This window comes from Herbidospora sakaeratensis (genome assembly GCF_001570525.1).
GTDB lineage: Bacteria > Actinomycetota > Actinomycetes > Streptosporangiales > Streptosporangiaceae > Herbidospora > Herbidospora sakaeratensis.
The window spans coordinates 160,146-180,550 of record NZ_BBXC01000012.1 but is presented as its reverse complement, the minus strand read 5'-3'; the positions used below and the strand labels follow the sequence as shown (position 1 = coordinate 180,550).

At 66.1% G+C, this 20,405-nt stretch carries 7 protein-coding genes; 6 read left to right on the top strand and 1 reads right to left on the bottom strand.

All coding sequences use genetic code 11. From position 1 onward, the window contains the following. The first annotated feature begins 191 nt into the window (after positions 1 to 191). From AW271_RS19685 to AW271_RS19660, 6 genes are read left to right on the top strand one after another with little or no spacing between them, the layout of a single operon-like run. On the top strand, positions 192 to 6,395 hold the full coding sequence (locus AW271_RS19685) for a protein kinase domain-containing protein (protein ID WP_062338851.1): 6,204 nt from the start codon (positions 192 to 194) through the stop codon (positions 6,393 to 6,395). Between the two features lie 53 nt (positions 6,396 to 6,448). Then, a complete protein-coding gene (locus tag AW271_RS19680) occupies positions 6,449 to 9,286 on the top strand; it encodes a DEAD/DEAH box helicase (protein ID WP_245653109.1) in 2,838 nt (945 codons plus the stop codon). Continuing rightward, positions 9,286 to 13,434, top strand: a complete 4,149-nt coding sequence (locus tag AW271_RS19675) for an Eco57I restriction-modification methylase domain-containing protein (RefSeq protein WP_062338849.1) — start codon at positions 9,286 to 9,288, stop codon at positions 13,432 to 13,434. The genes AW271_RS19680 and AW271_RS19675 overlap by 1 nt, the downstream gene beginning before the upstream one ends. Further along, on the top strand, positions 13,434 to 15,245 hold the full coding sequence (locus AW271_RS19670) for a DUF4357 domain-containing protein (protein ID WP_062338848.1): 1,812 nt from the start codon (positions 13,434 to 13,436) through the stop codon (positions 15,243 to 15,245). Before AW271_RS19675 ends, AW271_RS19670 begins: the two co-directional genes overlap by 1 nt. Continuing rightward, the gene (locus AW271_RS19665) at positions 15,242 to 16,423 is read left to right on the top strand and encodes an McrC family protein (protein ID WP_062338847.1); all 1,182 of its coding nucleotides are present in this window, start codon (positions 15,242 to 15,244) and stop codon (positions 16,421 to 16,423) included. The genes AW271_RS19670 and AW271_RS19665 overlap by 4 nt, the downstream gene beginning before the upstream one ends. A 29-nt stretch (positions 16,424 to 16,452) precedes the next feature. Continuing rightward, positions 16,453 to 18,588, top strand: a complete 2,136-nt coding sequence (locus tag AW271_RS19660) for a UvrD-helicase domain-containing protein (protein ID WP_062339114.1) — start codon at positions 16,453 to 16,455, stop codon at positions 18,586 to 18,588. Here the strand turns inward: AW271_RS19660 and AW271_RS19655 are convergent. Next, positions 18,543 to 20,219: an N-6 DNA methylase gene (locus AW271_RS19655; RefSeq protein WP_062339115.1), complete on the bottom strand. Its 1,677-nt coding sequence runs from the start codon at positions 20,217 to 20,219 to the stop codon at positions 18,543 to 18,545. The genes AW271_RS19660 and AW271_RS19655 overlap by 46 nt on opposite strands. Positions 20,220 to 20,405 lie beyond the last annotated feature (186 nt).

The window sequence follows — 20,405 nt, the reverse complement described above, 5'->3', positions numbered from 1 at the left end:
GCCCACAGCGAGCCCAGTCGAGATCGCCTCACGCAGATGACTGCGACTCCGCAGGGCTTCTGTTAACGAAGTCAACGCAAATCATATATCAAACTTATTGCCTCACGTGTACTCTATCGGGCAGTAGGGCTCAACTGGTGTGCACAGCGAGAAGCCTGTCGGCCAGCGTGCGATAAGAGCGAGGATTTCCTGTGAACCTGGACGTGGTGGCGGGCCGATTCCGCCTCGTGGCGCCCATCGGCAAGGGGAACATGGGCGAGGTACACCGCGCCGAGGACCTTCAGGCGGGTTCAGTGGGCGAACGCCTGGTCGCGGTCAAGCAGATCCTGCATGGTCGTGCAAGCCTTGATCCCAAGGCCGTTCAGCGTTTCGAGCGCGAAGTGCGCATCATGCGCAGGCTCAACCACGCGAACTTGCCCCGCACGATCGCGGGCGGTGTCGATACCGCTTCGGGCCTGCCCTACCTCGCTATGGAACTGCTTGACGGCGAGCCGCTGGGCGATCTCATCTCCGAAAATCCGCAGCTCCCCATAGCGTGGGTGGCCGCGCTCGGCGCTCAGATGGCCGACGCCCTGTCCGCCGCACACGCCATGGGCGTGATCCACCGTGACCTCAAGCCCTCCAACGCCATGCTGCTTCGCGGTGGCATCGTCAAGGTCCTCGACTTCGGGATGGGCCGCATCGCCGACGACCTCGAAGGTGGCCGGCTGACCAGCACGGGGATGACCGTCGGCACGGCTCGCTACATGGCACCCGAGCAGTTCCGCGGCTCGAACGTCACGCAGGCAGCCGATCTCTACGCCCTGGGATGCGTCCTGTTCGAGTTGCTGACAGGGACGCCTCCCTTCCACAGTGAGAACCACCACGAGCTCGGCGAGAAGCATCTGAACGAGTCACCGGCCCCGATCAAACTGATCCGGTCGGACGTACCTGACGGCCTGGTTCGCCTCGTCGAACGCCTGCTCGCCAAAGACCCTGCCACTCGGCCCGAGGACGCTGTCACCGTGCGTGAGGCGTTGCGTCCCTTCGCCACGGAAAATATCCGGATCACCGGATGGGACGGCTTCGATCCCGTGCGGGGCCTAGCCGAGGCCCCTGTCGAGGAATCGGCTCCTCCTGCGTCGCGGCCCACGAGCGCCGGCATGGACGTCTTCGGGGTGCACCAGCAGCTGATCAAGGACTACCGGGCGTTCACCGAAAGCGGCACGATCATCCGCGACGACCGGATCAAGGCCTTCGTCGAGGACGACCTGGATGCCAAGTCCCAGTGGCCCGACCCGTGGCTGTCGCTGAACCCGTTCTTCAAGTCGGGCGGCACTGTTCTCGAGGCCGTCCAGGACGGCGTCCTCCATCCGGAGTGCGCGCGCATCTTCCAGGTCGGCAAGACCAAGGGCGGCACGGTCTGTGACGGCCGTCCGCTCACGCTCCACCAGCACCAGCTCGAAGCCGTCAGGACCGCCCAGTCAGGCGGATCTTATGTGCTGACGACGGGCACCGGTTCAGGCAAGTCACTGTCATACATCGTGCCAATCGTCGACAAGGTACTCAAAGACCGCGAATCAGAAGGCCCAAAGCCGCGCAAGCGGGTGCGCGCAATCATCGTCTACCCGATGAACGCCCTGGCCAACAGCCAGCTCGAGGAGCTGAACAAGTTCCTGGTACGCGGATACGGCCCCGGCCGTGAGCGGGTCACGTTCGCCCGCTATACGGGCCAGGAAGACGACGCGCGCCGCAAGGAGATCCGCGACAATCCGCCGGACATCCTGCTCACGAACTACGTGATGCTGGAACTGATGCTCACGCGTCCCGACGACCGCCGATCACTCATCAAAATGGCCGAAGGGCTGGAGTTCCTGGTCTTTGACGAGCTGCACACCTACCGGGGGCGCCAGGGTGCCGACGTCGCCCTGCTCATCCGCCGTGTTCGGGAGGCATGCCGCGCCGAGAGGCTGCAGTGCATCGGCACGTCGGCCACCATGTCCACCGAAGGCACGGGAGAGACTCGCCGCGAGGCGGTCGCAAACGTTGCGACCACACTCTTCGGCACTCCGGTCAGCTCCGCGAATGTGATCGGCGAGACCCTCGTACGAGCCATGGAGGAGCCGCCGGACACGGTGCCAGCCGAGCGTCTGATGGCTCCGTCGGCGCCCCGCGCCTATGACGACCTCATCACGGATCCGCTGGCCCGCTGGATCGAGACCCGCTTCGGCCTGACCACCGACGAAGAAGACCGGCTGGTCCGGCAGAAACCCGCCAAGATCGAGGAGGCGGCGGCGGAACTCTCCATGGCGAGCGGTGTGGACGCGGAGACATGCGCCCAAGCGGTCCGCGCCACGCTCAAGGCGGGCTCGGAGGCCAGGCACTCGGTCACCGACCGGCCACTCTTCGCCTTCCGCCTGCACCAGTTTCTTTCCAAGGGCGACACCGTCTACGTCACCCTGGAGAACGAGACCGAGCGCCATCTGACCCGCGACTACCAGCTGTACCAGCCGGGTTCTGACAGCAAGATCCTGCTGCCGCTGGCCTTCTGCCGCGAGTGCGGTCAGGAATATCTGACGGTCTGGCGAAACGAGAAGGACGGCACCGTCGTGTACGGCACCCGCCCGGAAACCGCCGCCACAGGCGGCCGAGCCGGAGACGGCTACCTCTACATCGACTCCTCCCGGCCGTGGCCCTCCACCGTGGAGCAGGCGATCGCCGACCGTCGGCTGCCGGAGTCCTGGCTCGAGTTCGACGAGCAAGGTGGGGAGGTCGTACGCGACTCCTACCGGGTGAGGGTGCCGCGCTCCGTCACCGTCGATCCGTATGGCGTCGAGGGTCGCAGCGAGCTGAAGGCGGCCTTCATCCCCTCACCGTTCCTGTTCTGCCTGAACTGCGGGGTGAGTTACGAGCAGACGCGCGGTAAGGACTTCGCCAAGCTGGCCCGGCTCGACCAGGAAGGCCGGTCCTCCGCGACGTCGCTGATCTCTGCCTCGATCGTCCGTTCACTCAAGGAGGCTCCGGCCGAGACGTTGAAGAAGGAGGCTCGCAAGCTCCTGACCTTCGTCGACAACCGGCAGGACGCCTCCCTTCAGGCCGGTCACTTCAACGACTTCGTGCAGATCACTCAGCTCCGCAGCGCGCTCTATCACGCTGCCAGGGCAGCGGGCGCGGAGGGCATCCGGCACGAGGATCTGGCCTCCCAGGTGTCTCAGGCGCTCGGGCTGAGCGTGGCCGACTACGCCGCAGGCGACGACCTGCCTCCGTCGCTGACGGCCAGAGCCGCCAAGACGCTGCGTGACGTCATCGCCTTCCGTCTCTACCTGGACCTGGAGCGCGGCTGGCGGGTCACCATGCCGAACCTCGAGCAGACCGGTCTCCTGGTCATCGACTACACCGACCTCGACTGGATCGCCGACAACGAGCAGCGTTGGGCGAAGGCTCACCTGGCACTGCGCGCGGCCGAACCCGGACGCCGCGCCGAGATCATGCGGACTCTGCTGAACGAGATGCGCCGGGCCCTGGCCATCGACGTCGAGTATTTCCGGGAGGACTTCGACATCCTCCAGCGGGCGAGCGAGGAACGACTCATCGACCCGTGGCGACTGGCGATCGGCGACAAGCCGAAGGTCGGCACCGCCTATGCGCAGAGCTCCCGGCCTGGTATCGACCGCTCCGGGCTGTTCCTCTCCGGCCGCGGCAAGTTCGGCAAGTACCTGAGGCGAGTGCACTTCCCAGAGCTGACCACCGAAGACGCTCAGCAGATCATCGTGAATCTCCTGGAAGTGCTCTCCACAGCCCATCTGGTGACGAAGATCGCGGGTGCGCCACAGCGGTCTGGCCGTGTCCGTCGGCCCACCGGTCCCGTCATCACCGGATACCGTGTCGCCGCCGGCGGCCTCATCTGGCGGGCCGGGACCGGGGAGACCGGTGGTCACGACCCGCTGACCCGGACCTACGCCAGTGGCGAGGGCCCGCGGGTCAACGTCTTCTTCCGTGACCTCTATCGCGACACCGCCACCGCACTGGCAGGCCTGACCGCCCGGGAGCACACCGCCCAGGTCTCCCCCGAAGAGCGGACGCGGCGCGAGGACGCTTTCCGCGAGGCAGAGCTGAAACTGCTCTATTGCTCCCCCACGATGGAATTGGGCGTCGACATCTCCGACCTCAACGCCGTGATGATGCGGAACGTGCCGCCCACACCGGCCAACTACGCCCAGCGCAGCGGCCGCGCGGGCCGATCCGGCCAGCCCGCACTGGTGACGACCTACTGCGCCACCGGCAACAGCCATGACCAGTACTACTTCCGCCGCTCCGAGCGGATGGTCTCCGGGGCGGTCGCACCGCCCCGGCTCGATCTGGCCAACGAGGACCTGGTCCGATCCCATGTCCAGGCCATCTGGCTGGCCGAGTCGCAGCTCAAACTGGGCAACACCATTCCGGGCATCATCGACCTCAGCTATGACGAGAACGTCCGGCGGCCCAATCCGAAACTGCGCCTGCACTCCGGCGTCGACGCCGACGTACATGACCAGGACGCGCAGCGAAAGGCCGTCGCGGCCGCCCACCGCGTGTTCAGCGGAGTGCTGACCACGTTCGCCGACACCACGTGGTGGGACGAGCAGTGGATCGAGGAACAGGTCCGCCGGGCACCGGAGACGTTCGACCAGGCCTTCGACCGCTGGCGGGACCTGTTCCGCGCCGCCCTCGTGGATCAGGCCGAGCAGAATCGGCGCCGGCTCGACCACACACTCACCGAACGCGACCGCAAGATCGCCGAAGGCCGCCGCAAGCAGGCCGAGACCCAGCTCGACCTGCTCAAGAACGAGAGCGTCGACAGCAAGTCGGTGCTTTCGGACTTCAATCCCTACCGTTACCTGGCCAGCGAAGGGTTCCTGCCCGGCTATTCGTTCCCGCGACTGCCGCTCGCCGCCTACATCCCCACCGTCGGACGCCGTTTCGGCGAGGGCGACTACCTTCAGAGGCCCCGGTTCCTGGCCATCCGCGAGTTCGGTCCCGGCGCGCTCATCTATCACGAGGGCTCCCGTTACCAGGTCGAGCGCATCCAGTTGCCGCCCGACTCCTCGGGAGATCTGGTCACCTCCGACGCGCAGCGATGCGTCTCCTGCGGCTACCACCACGACGTCAGCGAACGCAGCGACCGATGCCAGATGTGCCGGGAACCGCTTCCCGCGCCCACGCGCGGCCTGCTTCAGCTGCACACCGTCTTCACACGACGCCGGGAGCGGATCTCCTCCGACGAGGAGGAGCGGCGCCGGGCCGGTTTCCGGCTGGTCACCTCCTACCAGTTCAACGACCACGGTCTGCGGTCCGGCCGCCGGGACGCGATCGTGGCCGACGCGGCAGGACAACTCGGGACCCTGTCGTTCGGGGACTCCGCCACCGTCCGCATCTCCAACCTCGGACGGTTGCGCGCCAAGGAGAACGAACCTGACGGTTTCTGGCTCGACCCCGCCGACGGCCGCTGGCTGAACGAGCGCGAGGCGTCCGAGTCCTCTGGCGATTCCAGCGAGATGCCTGTCGTCGACGCCGATGGCAACGAGAAGCGGCAGCGCAAGCGGGTCATCCCCTACGTCCAGGACACCCGTAACATCCTGGTCCTGAAGTTGGATGAACCGCTGCCCGAACCTGTCGCGCTGTCCCTCATGTACGCGCTGGAGCGCGGCATCGAAGCCGCCTTCGAGCTGGAGGACTCCGAGCTGAACAGTGAGCTCCTGCCTCCGAACGACGGCCCCAGGAACCGCATGCTGTTCACCGAGGCCGCCGAGGGGGGCGCCGGCGTGCTGCGCCTCATGCAGTCAGAGCGAGAAGCACTGGCCAGCGCCGCCGAGGAGGCCTTGGCTATCTGCCATTTTGCGCCGGACGGCACCGACCTAGGTGGCGCCCACCCTGATCGGCCGTGCGCACGTGGATGCTACGAATGCCTGCTCACGTACGGAAACCAGCCGAACCACGCTGTGATCGATCGCCACTCGATCCGCGACCTGTTGCTGCGCTTCGCCAGGGGCGAGGCGACCACGACGGGGCGGGGCGAAAGCCGTACCGAGCAGATGGAACGGCTGAAAGGGCAGGCGGACAGCAGCCTCGAAGGCGACTTCGTCATCTGGCTGAAGACGCGGGGTCTGCGCCTGCCCGACGAAGCGCAGACCTTCATCACCGAGGCACTGGCCAGACCCGACTACGTCTACCGGCTCCCCGGAGTCAAGGTCGCGGTCTTCGTCGACGGCCCGGTCCACGACGACTCGGTGGTCGCCGAGCGGGATGCCGAGGCCGAAGACCGCCTCTACGACGGCGGCTGGGACGTGGTCCGCTTCCCCCACAACGCTGACTGGGCAGCCATCGTGGCGCAGAATGAGCGCTACTTCGGAACCGCGACGACACGAGGAAACTCCTGATGCCCACCTACTCCCCCGGTTCGTTGGTGTCCGCCCGCGGCCGGGATTGGGTCGTGCTCCCCGAGAGTGCCCCCGACATGCTGGTGCTGCGTCCGCTGGGCGGCGCCGACGATGACATCGCGGCCGTCTTCCCGGCTTTCGAGACGGTAGGCAGCGCCCAGTTCGCCCCGCCTTCGCCCACGGATCTGGGCAACCAGCACGACGCCGGTCTGCTTCGCGCCGCGTTGCGCATCGGATTCCGCTCCGGGGCGGGACCGTTCCGATCGCTGGCCGGGATCGCGGTCGAACCCCGTGCCTACCAGCTCGTTCCGCTGATGATGGCACTGCGTCAGAGAACCGTGCGCATGTTGATCTCCGACGACGTCGGTATCGGCAAGACCGTCGAGGCCGGTCTCATCGCCGCCGAACTCCTCGCGCAGGGCAGCGCCGATCGCCTGGCCGTGCTCTGCTCTCCCGCCCTGGCCGAGCAGTGGCAGGAGGAGCTGCGCACCAAGTTCGGCATCGACGCCGAACTGGTTCTGGCCTCCACCGTCTCCAGACTGGAGCGCGGACTCGACCTCGGTCAGTCACTCTTCGACCGGCACCCGCATGTGATCGTCTCCACCGACTTCATCAAGTCCACCCGCCACCGCGATGACTTCGTCCGGCACTGTCCCGATCTGGTGATCGTGGACGAGGCGCACACCTGCGTCGCAGCCGACGACGCCACCTCGGCCCAGAACCAGCTCCGCTACGAACTGCTGCAGCGGGTGGCCGCGGAACCGGAGCGGCATCTGCTGCTGGTCACCGCGACCCCGCACAGCGGCAAGGAGAGCGCCTTCCGCAACCTCCTCGGCCTGGTCAAGCCGGAGCTGGCTCGCGTCGAGCTCGACCTTGACTCAGACCGCCGATTGCTCGCCCAGCACTTCGTCCAGCGTAAGAGGGCAGATGTACGGCAGTTCCTGACCGTGAGCGACGGCCTGGCCGACGACTCCCTGGCCGAGGACACCGCCTTCCCTTCCGACCGATTCTTCAAAGACGAGACCTACCGGCTCTCGCCCTCCTACCGCGCCCTCCTGGACGACGCGATCGCCTATGCCGGCGAGCGGGTCAGTGCCGCCGGTGACCGCGGCAAGCGGGAGGCCAGGATCGCCTGGTGGTCGGCGATCGCCCTGCTCCGTTCCCTGGTCTCCTCCCCGCGCGCCGCCGCCCAGACCCTGCGCACCCGCTCGGCCGCCGCGCTGGCCGCCACCGCCGAGGAGGCCGACAAGCTCGGTGCGCCGCTCACCGGCGACGGCGCCGACAGCGACGTCATGGAAGGGCTCGACGTCGCCCCGGGTGCCGAGATCGACGATGCAGGTGTACGACTGGCGGAGCTCGCCGACCGTGCCGAAGCCCTGGAAGGCCAGACGCAGGATCTGAAGCTGGCCGCCCTGGTCAAACACCTCAAGTCGTTGATCGCCGACGGCTACCATCCGATCGTCTTCTGCCGCTACATCCCGACCGCCGAGTACGTCGCCGAACATCTCGACGGCAAGCTCGGTAAGAAGACCGTCGTCCGCGCGGTGACCGGCACGCTCTCCCCGCAGCAGCGACTCCAGCGCATCGCGGAACTGGCCGAGGAAGCCGGCACCGACGCGGCGGCCCGTCGCGTCCTCATCGCCACCGACTGCCTGTCGGAAGGTGTCAACCTTCAGCACCACTTCGACGCGGTCGTCCACTACGACCTGGCCTGGAACCCGACGCGCCACGACCAGCGCGAGGGCCGCGTCGACCGCTACGGCCAGAACAAGGACACCGTCAAGGTCATCACCCTCTACGGCAACGACAACGGCATCGACGGCAAGGTCCTCGAGGTGCTCATCCGCAAGCACCGGCAGATCCGCAAGGACCTCGGCATCTCCGTCTCCGTGCCCGACGCGGCCTCCACCGGGGTGACCGACGCGATCGTCGAGTGGATCCTCATGCGGAGCCAGCGGCCCAACCAGGATGCGCTCTTCGACATGGAGGAGATCGACCGCAAGGCCACCGTTCTCGAGTCCGACTGGAACTCGGCCGCCGAACGTGAGCGCAGCTCCCGCTCCCGTTTCGCCCAACGCTCCATCCACCCCGAAGAGGTGGCCCGCGAGGTCGCCGCCATCCGCGACACTTTGGGCCGGGGTGACGAGGTCCGGGATTTCGTGCGGCAGGCGTTGCCCGCGCTCGACGGCGTGCTGCGAGAGAGCGGCTCGGGCGATTTCACCGTCGACGTGACCGGGACCCCCGCGGGGCTCCGCGACGCGCTCGCACCGGTCGTCGGCGGCGACGCCGTCGAAGCGGGTCGCCCGATCTCGTTCCGGACCACGGCCGCGGTGGCACGCGGTGAGGTGGCCCTGGTCCGCACCGATCCCGTCGTCGGGGCCCTCGCCGGATACGTGCTCAACACCGCATTGGAGAAGGTGGGAACCGAGAGGCGTCTGGCCAAGCGCTGTGGTGTCATCCGTACCAATGCAGTGCACACGCGCACCACCTTGCTTCTGGTCCGCTACCGCTTCCACCTCACGCTGCCCTCACGATCGGGCGAGCGGCAGATCGTCGCCGAGGACGCGCGGCTGCTGGCATTCCAGGGTGCTCCGGCGAACGCCGTCTGGCTGTCGGACGAAGAGGCGCTCGGCCTTGTCGAGGCGACCGCCGACGACAACACCGACCGGGCCTTCGGTGAGCGCACCATGGCCCGTGTGCTCGACGGCCTGCAGGCGACCTCCGATCATCTGGGCGTCTACGGCAAAGAACTCGAAGCCGAGCTCCGCGAATCCCACCGCCGGGTTCGCAGCGCCTCAGGCGAGATCGTCCGAGGTCTGGACGTCACCGTGCAAGAATCCGCCGACATCCTCGGCGCCTATGTCTATCTGCCCGCCGGAGGGGCCGCCTGATGTCCGCCGTCACCCGCAACCAGGTCTTCTCCGCCGTCCACACCGTCGGCGGGCTGCTCCCCGCGGACATGCTGCTGCGCATCTCCGAGGGCAAGGACGTCATCGGTTCCAAGCCGGCCGACTACAAGGTGATCGGCTCCCGCTCGGTGCGCGACGACGCCGAACGACACTGGGACTATCTCAAGTCGGTCTGGAAAGAACTGCGCGGCAAGCTGCCGGTCGCCCCCGAGGCCGCGGTCCCTGCTGACCCGACGGGCCTGGCGACCAACCAGTGGCTGGCGCCGCTCTTCGCCGAGCTCGGTTTCGGTGACCTCACGTCCGTCGGCGGTTCTGGGCTGCCGTCCGACGACGGCGGCAAGACCTTCGTGATCAGTCATCGGTGGAACCACGTCCCCATCCACCTGGTCGCCTGGAACGCCGGCCTGGACAAGCGTGGCGCGAACGCCGTCCCGCCGCAGTCCCTGGTCCAGGAGCTGCTGAACCGGACCGAGGCACACCTGTGGGGTGTCGTCACCAACGGCCGCAGCCTTCGGCTGCTGCGGGACTCCAGCGCCCTGGCCACCGCGTCCTATGTCGAGTTCGACCTGGAGGCGATCTTCGACGGCGAGCTCTTCAGCGAGTTCGTGCTGCTCTACCGACTGCTGCACTACTCACGCTTCAAGCTTGAAGAGGGCGAGGCGCCCTCGGCGTGCTGGCTGGAGAAGTGGCGGGTCGATGCGATCGCCTCCGGCACTCGTGCCCTGGACAGCCACCGCGACGGTGTCCAGAAGGCCATCACCTCGCTCGGCACCGGATTCCTCAAGCACCCGGCCAACGACAAGCTCCGCGCCGACCTGGACGTCACCACTTTCCACGCCGCCCTGTTGCGGATGGTCTACCGGTTGATCTTCCTCTTCGTGGCCGAGGACCGCGACGTGCTCCACCCACCGCGCATAGATGAGGAAACCCGCAGGCGCTATGCCGACTACTTCTCCTCCGCACGGCTTCGTCAGCACGCCCTGCGCCGACGCGGCACCTCGCACACCGACCTCTATCAGGCACTGCGGATCGTCCTCGACGCCCTGGCCGACGAAAACGGCCGCCCCGAGCTGGGACTGCCGGGTCTGGGTGGGCTCTTCGACGACACGGCGTCCGATCTCCTGCTGCGGGGAGCGTCGCTGGCCAACGCCTCTCTGCTGGAGGCGGTCCGGCACCTCGCACGTGTAAGAGACGTCGGCTCAAGCCGTTGGCGACAGGTGGACTACCGCAACATGGGCTCGGAGGAACTCGGTTCGATCTACGAGTCACTTCTGGAGCTGGTCCCCAAGCACAGCGCCGTCGACCGCACCTTCGAGCTGGTCAACCGGCTAGGTAACGACCGTAAGAAGACCGGCTCCTACTACACGCCTAGCTCACTCATCGAGACCCTGCTCGACTCCACACTCGACCCGGTCATCGACGACGCACAGAAACGGGGCGAGATCAAGGCGTCGGAGGCGGGGAAGCCGGATCCGGCCGCACACATCGTCGCCGAGTTGCTGTCGCTGACCGTCTGCGACCCCGCCTGTGGTTCCGGGCACTTCCTGGTCGCCGCCGCTCGCCGGATCGCCAAGCGGATCGCCGCCGTGCGGGAAGGCAACCCCGAACCGACGTTCGACGCGGTCCGTCGAGCCCTGCGGGAGGTCGTCAACAGGTGTGTGTACGGGGTCGACCTCAACCCGATGGCCGTCGAGCTCGCCAAGGTGTCGCTCTGGCTGGAGGCGATCGAGCCGGGCAAGGCTCTGGGTTTCCTGGACGCCCACATCAAGCTGGGCAACGGGCTGATCGGAGCCACGCCGGCGCTGATGCGTGACGGCATCCCCAGTAAGGCGTTCAAGGCGGTCGACGGCGACGACATCAAGTTCGCGGCATTGCTTCAGAATGAGAACGAGCGGGAGCGCGCTGGCTGGAGCGGACTGTTCAACCGATCGACGACGACGAAAGTAGCCAACACCGCATTCGTCCCTGGCCTCCGGGCCATCGCCAATGCGCCGGATAACACGTTGATGCAGGTCCATCGGCAAGAGGCCGACTACCAGGACTGGGAGTCATCTCTCGACTACATCAACGCCCGACACCTCGCCGACGCCTGGTGCGCGGCTTTCATGTGGCGAAAAACCAAGGACGCCCCACCCGCAATCACACACGACGTCTTCCGCTCTCTCCAAGATCCAGAGGCTGATGCCCCTTCGCTAGAGATCCGCGACGAAATCGTGCGACTACGTGACGAGTACCGGTTCTTCCACTGGCACCTGGCGTTTCCCGACATCTTCCATGTCCCGGAGGGTGACTCCGGCAAGGCCGTGGACCTGGCAACCGGCTGGTCGGGTGGCTTCTCCTGCGTGCTCGGCAACCCGCCCTGGGACAGATTGGAATTCGAGGACAAAAAATACTTCAGCGTCATTGAGCCGTCAATCGCCGAAATTGCCGGCGCGGCGCGAGGCAGACGTATCGCGGCTTGGGAGAAGGAAAACCCCGAGGCGGGGATGCGGTATCAAGCCGAGCGGCGCAAGCTGAAGTCCACATCACTGTTCGCGAGCAGCTCCGGCGTCTTTCCACTGTGCGCGAAAGGACTCACGACTGGCGGCGTTACCAAACTACAGGTGGATCAGCTCTTCGCCGAGCATTTCTCCACCATCGTCGCCCCGGACGGTCGCTTCGGCTGCATCATTCCGACCGCTATCGCAACGAGCGCGGGTGCACAGCATCTGTTTGGCGATCTGACCCGCCGCGGCGCCATTTCCCTCCTCTATGATTTCGAGAACCGCAAGAAACTCTTCCTCGGAGTAGACTCTCGCTACAAGTTCTGCCTGCTTTCACTGATGGGAAGCGGTCTACGGGAACCAGCGGCGAAGTTCGCCTTCTTCCTAGAAGATTCGGCCGATCTTGACGACGCTGAACGCGCCTTCGCCCTCAGCCCCGAGGAGATCGCCACCATCAGCCCCAACACCGGATCACTTCCGATCTTCCGCACACGGCGAGACGCCGACCTCACGCTCGCGATCTACCGACGCCTGCCAGTACTGAGCAATGAATCCTTGGGTGGTGGCAACCCATGGCCGATAGAATTTAAATATCTCTTCCGGAACGCCAACGATGGCGATCTCTTGCGCACGCGGGAGGAACTGGAGGCGGAAGGTTGGGAACTCCAGAAGAATGTCTTTGTTCGCGGCGAAGGAAAGATGCTTCCGCTGTACGAAGCGAAAATGGTCGACTTCTTCAACCATCGCGCCGCAGACGTAGTCAAGAGCGAAACGGCAGTAAATCGCCAAAACCAGCCCCGCTACTTGGACACCGACAGCCTTAAGGATGCAGGACGATCTGTCGTTTCACTCAACTGGATAGACCAGCGCGATTGGATCCCAGTTCGAAGAAAGGATAAGGAACTTAAGGTTCCAGGTATCTCTCCGCGACTGAATGATGTGAAGTGGGAACGGAGCTGGCTATGCGGCTGGTGCGATGTAACATCGTCGACCAACGAGCGGACCGCCATTCCAGCCTTCATTCCGCGTACGGCCGTCATCCACACGTTCCCGCTGATGTTCCCTCATGTACCGCCTCCACTCGTGGGGGCGCTTATCGCTGCCCAGAGTTCCCTGGTCTTCGATTTCGTGGCACGACAGAAAGTCGGCGGCATCCACCTGGCGCTGATGGTCTGGAAGCAACTCCCCGTTCCCACTCCCGATAACTTCGCTCCCCACATTCCATTCATCATCCCGAGAGTGCTCGAGCTTGTTTACACTGCCCATGACCTGGTTGGACTCGCGCGCGACCTCGGCGATTCCGGCGCTCCCTTCGAGTGGGACGTGCAGCGCCGTACAATGATCCGCGCCGAGCTGGACGCCTACTTCTTCCACCTCTATGGGATCGCCCGCGACGACGTCGACTACATCCTCGAGACATTCCAATCCGAGACCGGTGGACTGAAGAACAACGAGATCGCCAAATACGGTACCTACCGCACCAAGGACCTCGTCCTCGCCGAATACAACCGCATGGCCCCCGCAGGTGTCAGCCTCGACACCCCACTCGTCGACGGCGAGAACTACACCTCCACGCTGTTCCCACCGCCCGGCCACGGCCCCCGCCATCCCGCTGACGCCGGTCGTACCGGTAACGGAGTGACTTGATGTCCACCGAGTATCCCGAGTTCCACATCCGCCTACCGCACGGCGGCCCCTCAGGCCGCGGGCGGTTACTGGACGAAAAGGGAACCAACGGCAGCCAGAAATTCCTGGTACTGGCAGGATCACCGGTCCGGCCAGAAGTGGTGCCGTCTTTTCCAACGCGGATGCCTTCCTCCAACGACTTGCGTGAACACCAGATCGCTGCGGGCAAGATCGTTCAGTCGGCAAGCTGGCCCGGCTATCTGGAGACGGCCGAGGACATCATCTACAACTCCCCTTCGGCCGCAGCCGAGATCCTGCTTGGCCGTAGCTCCAACGGCTGGACGGAATGGAAGAGCGCCGGCGGCCATCCCCTCGGCGACTACCTGCAGACAGCTGTCGCAGGCCCCAGCCGTGCCTGGCTGATCCGTGGTTCCAATGTCGCCGGGGTCAACCTCGTTCAGCGCCTCTGGCTGCCCGAGCAGCGCGTGAGTCTCGCCGCGAGCCGCCTGCGCGAGGGCGTTTCGCAGGGCATGACCAAAGACCAGTTGCGCGGGTTCGTCGAGGAGGACTACGCGTCCCGTCCCTACAGCGAGCGGTCACGGCTGGTCGACGAGTTCCACATCTTCCTGTCCCGGATGAAGCCGGGCGATACGGTCTGCACGATCTCCAACGGCCTGCTCCATGTCGGAGAGGTCACCGGCGACGTCGAGCAGGTCACCTCCGATGCGAACCGGTCCAACCTGCGGCGGCCGGTGGAGTGGCAGAGCATCGGCTACACGTACGAGGAACTGCCTGAGGAGCTCCAGCAGAAGCTCTCCACCCAAGACGACGTCGTGGACCTCACCTCCGTCGAAGCCCTGCTCGTCGGCCTCGGGCGCAGTGACGAGGAACTGCTCGACGAGGCCGAGGGGCTGGACGGCGACTCGACCGGAGAGATCCCCGCGATCGTCGCCCGGCGGGAGCTGGAGCTGCCGGAGCCGACCAAGGAACTGGCCGACGACCTGCTGATCCACGACGTGGAGTGGCTACGTGAAGTGCGCGACCTACTGTGGGACGACCGTCAGCTGGTGCTGTACGGCCCGCCCGGCACGGGCAAGACCTTCCTGGCGCTCAAGCTGGCGGAATTCCTCGGTGGCGGCCCTGAACAGGTCAAACTGGTTCAGTTCCATCCGTCCTACGCCTACGAGGACTTCTTCGAGGGCTTCCGGCCGAAGGAGGACCCGGAGACCCGGCAGGTCGCCTTCCGGCTCACAGCGGGGCCCCTGCGTGAGCTGGCCGATCTGGCCTCCCGTGAGGGCAACCGGCACGTCCCGCACTTCCTCATCGTCGACGAGATCAACCGGGCCAACCTGGCGAAGGTCTTTGGCGAGTTGTACTTTCTGCTGGAATACCGCAACAAGTCGGTGCGGCTCACGTACTCGGGAGACGACTTCGCCCTGCCGCCGAACCTGTTCGTCATCGGCACCATGAACACCGCCGACCGTTCGATCGCGCTCGTGGACGCCGCCATGCGCCGCCGCTTCTCCTTCGTCGAACTGTCACCGAGGATCGAGCCGACCCGTGGCCTTCTGCGCCGATGGCTAGAACGGGAGGAACACGATCGCGAACCGGCCGACCTGCTCGACATACTCAATCGGCGCATCGTGGACGCGGACTTCCGGATCGGGCCGTCGTACCTGATGAAGAAGGGTGTCTACCGCGAGGGAGGACTGGAGCGTGCCTGGCGCACGAAGATCCTGCCACTACTCGAGGAACATCACTACGGCGAGGGCGTCGACGTCGAGCAACGTTATGGCCTGAAAGCGCTGCGGGCTGCGATCGAGTCGTCGTGACTCCGATCGAGCTGAGGGAACGCGGTCCGGCACGCTCGGTGGCGCTGCCCGCCGCCGTCGGCCAGGCTCTGGCAGCCTCCGGTCTCGTCGAAGCCACACCCGATCCGTGGCATCCCGGTCAGTGGCGGCTGAAGGCCCGACGGAAGATCGGTGCGGCCACGGTCATCGCGCCCGACGGGCAGACGATCGCCCTGCACATCGCCCCCAAGCTGCCTATCAGCCGACTGCTCTTCCTCCTCGGCTACAGCCTCGATCCCAAAGGCTGGCGGGCCGACGAGGTACAGCTCGGTGAGGCCACGGACCTGCTGCCGGTGCTCGCCCGGCTCTTCGCCCGGCAGGCGGACACGGCTCTGCGGCAGGGGTTGCTGCAGGGCTACCGGGCAACGGATGAGACGGCTCTCGTGGTGCGGGGACGTATCCGCGAGGCGGAGCAGATCCGCCGGTATCACGGCCGGATGATCCCGCTGGAGATCGCGCATGACGAGTACACGACCGACATCGTGGAGAACCGGCTGCTGCGAACCACGGTCGAGCGGCTCCGCCGGTTGCCGGGGGTCGATCACGATGTGCGTGGCGGCCTGCTGAGACTCCGGCTCCGCCTGGGCGACGTCACGCCGATCGGACGCGGTCAACGGTTACCCGCTTGGAGGCCCAGCCGGCTCAACGCCCGCTACCACCATGCGCTTCGGCTGGCCGAGCTGTTACTGCGCGGCAGCTCCGTCGACCACCTGCCCGGAGAGTTCACCGTCAGCGGCTTCCTCTTCGACATGGCGAAGGTCTTCGAGGACTTCGTGACGACCGCGCTGCGTGAGATCAGCACCGGCCCCTGCGTTCTGCAGGCAGGTCACCACCTCGACGAGGGTGGTGCGATCCGGATCATTCCCGACTTCGTGCGTTACACCGAAGACGGCACCCCGGCCGTGGTGGCCGACGCGAAGTACAAGGCCGAAAAACCTGACGGTTTCCCCGACGCCGACCTCTACCAGATGCTCGCCTACTGCACCGCGCTCAACCTGTCAGACGGCCACCTCGTCTACGCCAAGGGCGAGGCCGAGCACACCGCCCACCGGGTGCGGCACGCGGGCATCACCATTCATCAGCATGCGCTCGACCTGGCCCGCCCCCCCGACGCACTGCTTGACGAAATCGGGGCATTGGCCCTGAAGCTCGGCATATGATCATCAGTCCCCTCGCCTGGAGGTTCGCCGTGCCACAGCTCGCCTTCGCCAGCACCTTCTGGGAAAGCTACGACGCCCTCGAAAAGGACGTCAAAGCCGGCGTGCGCAAGGTGATGGCACGATTCCAGCAGCTCACCATCCACCAGCTACATGGCAAGAAGGGCGTACACCTGGAATCGGTGGCGCAGGCGAAGGACTCGCGGATCCGCACCGTCAGGATCACCGACTTCTGGCGCGGCGTCGTGGTGGCCCCCGACGACGGCAGCGAGGTCTTCCTTCTTCTGATCATCCTGCCGCACGACGCGGCCTACGACTGGGCGAAGAAACGCCGCATCACCGTCAACACGGCGACGCTCGCCGTCGAAGTTCGCAACGTCGTGGCGATCGAGCAGCTCACCCCCGCGTTGGAGAAGGCCGCCTCCGAGGCTCCCGCGTTGCTGTTCGCCAAGCACTCCGACACGGTGCTGCGCGACCTCGGCATCGACGACCAGGTGCGACGCGCCGTCAGGACCATCATCGACCAAACGCAGCTGGAGGCCTTTGCGACGCTGCTTCCGGAGGACCAATTCGAAGTCCTGCAGTATCTCGCCGAGGGCTTCACCCCTGAGGAGGTCTATCGTGACGTGGTCGCCGAACGGCGCCCCATGGTCGACCATGTCGGCGAACCGAGTCTGGAAATGGCGATCGTCAACACGGCAGGCCGCATCACTCTAGTCACCGGACCGGACGAACTGGCCGACGTGCTGGACAAGCCGTTCACGGCATGGCGGATCTTCCTGCATCCGTCGCAGCGCCGGGTCGCCTACCGGCCCTCGTTCAACGGGCCCGCCCAGGTGACCGGCGGGCCGGGGACCGGCAAGACCGTGGTCGCACTGCACCGGGTCAAGCACCTGCTCTCGCGCTCCCCGGACACCCGCGTGCTGCTCACCACGTACACCAACGCCCTGGCGGCGTCACTGCGGGAGAACCTCGCGTTACTTCTCGATGACGACGACGAGCTACTCGCCCGGGCCGACGTCACCACTGTCAACGCGTTCGCCTACCGGATCGTCCATGAGCTGGGCGGAGGCGTGCGGAATCTGATCAACGACGCCGACGAACGGCAGCGCTGGCGGAAGATCATCGCTCGGCAGGATCTGCCGTGGACCGAGCACTTCCTGGTCCAGGAGTACCGTCATGTGATCCTGGCCCACCGCGTGGAGACGTTGGAGGAGTACCAGTCCGTGAGCCGTCGAGGACGCGGCTCGGCGCTCGGTCCGCGCCAGCGGGAACAGGTCTGGCAGGCCGTCCGGATCTTTTTGGACGACCTGCGCAGGACCGGTGACTGTACTCACCTGCAGGTCTGCCATGAGGCCGCCTCACTGGTAGACGGTCACAGTCCGCGCTCGCACGGGTACGACCATGTCGTCGTCGACGAAGCACAGGACTTGCACCCGGCTCAGTGGCGGGTGCTCCGGGCGGCCGTCCTCGAAGGGCCCGATGACATGTTCATCGTCGGCGACCCGCACCAGCGCATCTACGACTCGAAGGTGTCGCTGGGCACGGTGGGAATTCACGTCACCGGCCGGAGCAACCGGCTCCGCGTCAACTACCGGAGCACTGCGGAGATCCTCGCGTGGGCGGCGGGGGTGATGGCGGACTCACCGGTGGAGGATCTCTCGGGAGAAGGTGGGGACAGCCTCGCCGGCTACCGCTCACTTCTGCGCGGCAGCCACCCCGTCGCCACCGGACACCCGACGGAACAGGAGGAGGTGTCCGCAGTGGTGGAGCGGATCAAGGCGTGGATGGACCAGGGGATCCCGGCTCGGGAGATCGCGGTCTCCAGCCGGTTCAACATCGTGCTGGACAAGGCCGCCGATCGGCTGGCCGGTGCGGGCATTCCGGTGGTCAAGGTCAAGGAACATCCCCACGCGATGGCCGACGGCGTGCGACTGGCCACGATGCACGCGATGAAGGGGCTGGAGTTCCGATGCGTTGCGGTGGCCGGGGTGACGGCGCGAGCCGTGCCTTTTGCGAAGGAGATCACCCCGCCGGAGGTGGACCGGCTTCAGCATGACAGCGACTTACTCCGCGAACGGTGCGTGCTCTTCGTCGCCTGCACGCGGGCCCGCGAGGCGCTCTACGTCTCGTGGAGCGGGGCACCCAGCCCCTTCGTCCCCAGCTGATCCGGCCGTAGGGTCCCGCTGGTGAGCCCGTCACGAGCGAGGGCAATCGCCTGTTCACTCAGCGACGTCAGCTCCCGCACGCGCCGTTCGAACTCGTCGAGGCTCCGGAAGGCGTCTCCGTAGTGCCGCTGGTCGGCGATCTCCATCTGGGGGACACGCGCGATCCTCGTGTCGACACGGTAGCTACCGCTGGAACTGGTGGAGCGGCGGGCGTTGGCCGTGCTCGCCGCGAAGCCCCGCAGGTAGTCGGTATCGAGCTGATCGGTGGTGGAGGTCACCCCCGCGTCGGAGACTTCGACGAGCTTGGCTCGGGCGAGGTCGGCGATGCGGACCGCGGCTCCGTCGAGGGACCCCGGACCCAAGGCGAGGGGCGGCAGGGTGTCCGACAACTGCCGAAGCCCGCTGAGCAGTGTCTCTCGTACGGCCAGGTACTCGGCCAGATGATCAGTGGTTCGCTTGGCAATGTGGTGGGCGGGAGTGAGATCAACGGCCTCGTCGAGCAGATCGATCAAGGGCACATCCTCGACCTGGTGTGGCTCTGGCTCGAACGATTCGTCGGGATCGTTGGCGGTCAGATCGACCATGCGGACTGCTGTGGTCACGCCCTCGTGAGCGGACGGCCGGGTCAGCATCCACAGATGTACGGGCTGGGCATGGGAGACGGCCATACCTGGGGGCAGCGCCACGATCTGGGTGAGGATGCCACGCCGCACCAGCTCGGCCCGGATTCGGCGTCCCGCCTTGCGGTAGGCGACGGACGCGGGCATCACCATGATCACCTTGCCGCCGGGCTCGGCGTGCGCGTAGCAGTGCTGCAACCACGCCAGTTCGCTCTCACCGCGTGTGGGAAGGCCGAGTTCCCATCGGGTGTCCAGTAGGAGATCATCGCGGCCCCAGTCGGGCAGGTTCATCGGCGGATCGCAGACGACGAGATCCGCCCGGAGCCCGGGCCAGCGATCATCGCGAAGGGAGTCGCCCACCCTGATCGTCACATCTCGATGTCCGGCGAGCTCCGCACGCGCTTCGGCGAGCCGCGCGACCGACAGGTTGATCTCCTGCCCAGCCAGCGTGACGCTGGTGTCTGTCACAAGCCCGAGGAGCAGGGAACCAATTCCGCAGGTGGGGTCGAAAACCGTGCCATCCACTGGTCCGGCGAACTCGCCGACCGCCCGGACCAGGCGCCGCGTCGACACTTGTTCCGACCCGACACGGCTTGAGGAGTCGACGAACCGCTCGGTGAGCGCCGCGACGACCTCGGCGGGTGAACTCTGCCCGGCCAGGCTGTAGGCGACTTCCGCGATTTCGGGATCCGGCATCTCGGAGCACCCAGAGATAAACATTCGGCAGATGTCCGTGAGGCCGCGCACCATGTCGTCTCTGTAGGAGCCACGCAGCAACTGCCAAAGGAGCACCTCCTCAGAAACGTCGGAGCCTTTCCGATGCTGTTCCAGCCAGGTCTCGACCTCGTCGGGGGCGAAAAGGGCATTGCGCACGGAGCCGCCGACCGGCCGTGGAAAGTCGGGGTATCGCTTGCGCCAGTTGGAGACTGCAGCTCGGGTCACACCAGCCGCTCTCGCGATCTCCGCAGCCGAGACCAGAGCGGAGGCAGGAGTACGAGAATCGGCATCCATGACCGCAACCGTACACGAGATGACCAAGCTACCCAAGTCATAAATGCATTGACATCGTCAACACACGGCGAGATGACATCGAGCCCCAGTGTGGCCCCGCCTCGTCGGCGTACCGCACGTGCAGATCAGACGACCACACCCGAGCGCCGGCGTTCTGTTCGCTTGGTGTCTTCCACGGGATGTAAC